Here is a 2,150-nt window from a genome sequence, read left to right as displayed (position 1 = left end):
GCCGCGGGGGCGATCGTGGCGCTGCACCGGGGAGCGACCACTCCGGCGCTCACGCCCGAGGCGCTGGCGGAGCTGACGGCGACGCGCTGAGGCCGGTCCGGAGGGGCGGCGCGGGGTGCGGTCAGTCCTTCGCGGTGCTCTTCGTCGCCGTCTTCGCGGGGCTCTTCTTCGCCGTCGTTGCGGTGCTCTTCGTCGCCGTCTTGGCGGGGCTCTTCGTCGTGGCGGCCGCCGCCTCCCGCTCCGGCATCGTGTCCTCGGCCGTCTCGCCCGCGAAGGCGTACTCGCCGGCCCGCAGCCGTTCCAGCAGGTCGAGCAGCCACTGCTTCTCGGCGGTGAGCCGGGCGGTGGAGAGGTCGAAGATCTCGCGCACGTACTTCGGCGTGGTCTCGGAGCGCAGGGTGTCCTGCACATCGAAGCCGTTCTGCGTGATGATCGCGTCGCTCTTGATGAGGCGGTGCTCCAGGCCCGCGATGACCTCCTGGCGGCTCAGCACGAACATGAACGAGGCGACGGTCATGATCGCCTGGGTGTCGAAGGCCGCCACGTTCCAGAGGTTCTCGCGCAGCATCCGCTGCAGCTCGACCTCGCCCGAGGGGGTGATGCGATACGTGGTGCGGGCGGGGCGCTTGCCCTCGGCCTCGGTGCCGCTCTCCGTGATGTACCCGTCGACCTCCAGGGCCCGGAGGGCGTTGTAGATCGAGCCGGGCTGGATGTGCGCCCACTCGTCGACGTGCCAGGTCATCAGTTCTCGCCGGAGGAAGTAGCCGTGTACCGGCTGGAACTGCTTCACGGCGCCGAGGACGACGAGACGGGTGGTCGACATGTCGTTCATGCTAACGGCTGGGATGCGCGCTCCCGGTTGTTTGAGTGGTCAAATTTGTCTATAGTCGCCTTAGTCAAAGTTGACTATCGAAAGGACTCGTGATGACCACTGCCGTGACCGATGCCCTGCCGCGTGACCGTGCGCTCCGTCGTGCCTTCTCGGTCTATCCCACGGGGGTGGTCGCCCTCGCGGCCGTCGTGGACGATCGCGCCGTCGGGATGGCGGTCAACTCCTTCACCTCGATCTCCCTGGAGCCCGCCCTCGTCGCGGTCAGCGCCGCCCGCACCTCGAAGACCTGGCCGGTGCTGCGTGCCGTCCCGGAACTGGGGATGAGCGTCCTCGCGGCACACCACGAACCGCTCAGCCGCTCCCTGTCCGCGCGGGAGGGGGACCGGTTCGGGGGTCACGCCTGGCACCGCACCGACGGCGGGGCCGTGCTGGTGGCCGACGCCGCGCTCTGGCTCACCTGCCGTCTGCACAGCACGTTCGACGGTGGCGATCACGAGATCGCTCTGTACGAGATCCAGGACGTGACGCTCTTCGACGACGTCGAGCCGCTCGTGTTCCACCAGAGCCGCTACCGCGCGATCTCTCCCGCCGCAGGCGTGTGAGCGCACCCGTCCGCGAGATCGCCGGAGTGGTCGTCCCCGGCGACGGTCGAGGACGCGACCTCGGGTTCCCGACCGCCAACCTCGCCCTCGACGGCCCCGGTCTCCCCGCCGACGGCATCTACGCCGCGCTGGCCTGGATCGACGACGAGCAGGAGGGGATGCCCGCGACCGTGAGCGTGGGTGCCAACCCGACCTTCCACGGCAGCCGGGAGCGCCGGGTGGAGGTGCACCTGCACGACACGGACCTCGACCTGTACGGGCACCGTCTCCGGGTCGAGCTGCTCTCGCTGCTGCGCCCGACGCTCTGCTTCGACACCGTCGCGGCCCTCGTAGCCCAGACCGCCGCCGACATCGAGCGTGCCGGGGCCCTCCTCGCGACGGTGCGGCGGGCGCGCACCGGACGCCCGGCCTCGCGCCGAGGGCACGGTTTCTCCGTGTGAACAGGCGGGGCGGTCGGCAGCAAGCCGCGCACTCGGGGAGGGGATGGGGCCGCGCGGGATGAGGCTGCGCGGGCCTGAGCCGGTGCAGGGGCGGGGCGCGGATCAGTCGCGCGCGGTCTGCAGCAGCGCCCAGAGCTCGGCGCGGGCGGGGAACGACGCCAGATCCACGCCCAGCATGGCGCCGGCCTGCGCGACCCGCGAGCGCAGGGTGTGCCGGTGGATGCCCAGCGCCGCGGCGGCCGGCTCCGCGCGTGCGTCGTGCTCCAGCCAGACCCG

At 71.3% G+C, this 2,150-nt stretch carries 4 protein-coding genes; 2 read left to right on the top strand and 2 right to left on the bottom strand.

All coding sequences use genetic code 11. The features are described from left to right. Positions 1 to 121: 121 nt before the first annotated feature. Entirely contained in the window at positions 122 to 823 is a 702-nt protein-coding gene (locus DW309_RS13650) for a PadR family transcriptional regulator (RefSeq protein ID WP_240753224.1), read from the bottom strand. A 101-nt stretch (positions 824 to 924) separates the two neighbouring features. Here DW309_RS13650 and DW309_RS13645 point away from each other — a divergent pair, with 101 nt between their 5' ends. After that, entirely contained in the window at positions 925 to 1,434 is a 510-nt protein-coding gene (locus DW309_RS13645) for a flavin reductase family protein (RefSeq protein ID WP_136029594.1), read from the top strand. Continuing rightward, positions 1,431 to 1,874: a riboflavin kinase gene (locus DW309_RS13640; protein WP_136045681.1), complete on the top strand. Its 444-nt coding sequence runs from the start codon at positions 1,431 to 1,433 to the stop codon at positions 1,872 to 1,874. The genes DW309_RS13645 and DW309_RS13640 overlap by 4 nt, the downstream gene beginning before the upstream one ends. Positions 1,875 to 1,976: 102 nt before the next feature. On the opposite strand, the gene DW309_RS13635 is transcribed toward DW309_RS13640, so the two are convergent. After that, on the bottom strand, positions 1,977 to 2,141 hold the full coding sequence (locus DW309_RS13635; RefSeq protein WP_275090545.1) for a helix-turn-helix domain-containing protein: 165 nt from the start codon (positions 2,139 to 2,141) through the stop codon (positions 1,977 to 1,979). Positions 2,142 to 2,150: the final 9 nt, after the last annotated feature.

Origin of the sequence: Microbacterium sp. K41, from assembly GCF_004794395.1 — a bacterium.
Taxonomy (GTDB): domain Bacteria; phylum Actinomycetota; class Actinomycetes; order Actinomycetales; family Microbacteriaceae; genus Microbacterium; species Microbacterium sufflavum.
The sequence above is the reverse complement of the archived record's forward strand: the minus strand, read 5'-3'. Positions and strand labels throughout refer to the sequence as shown.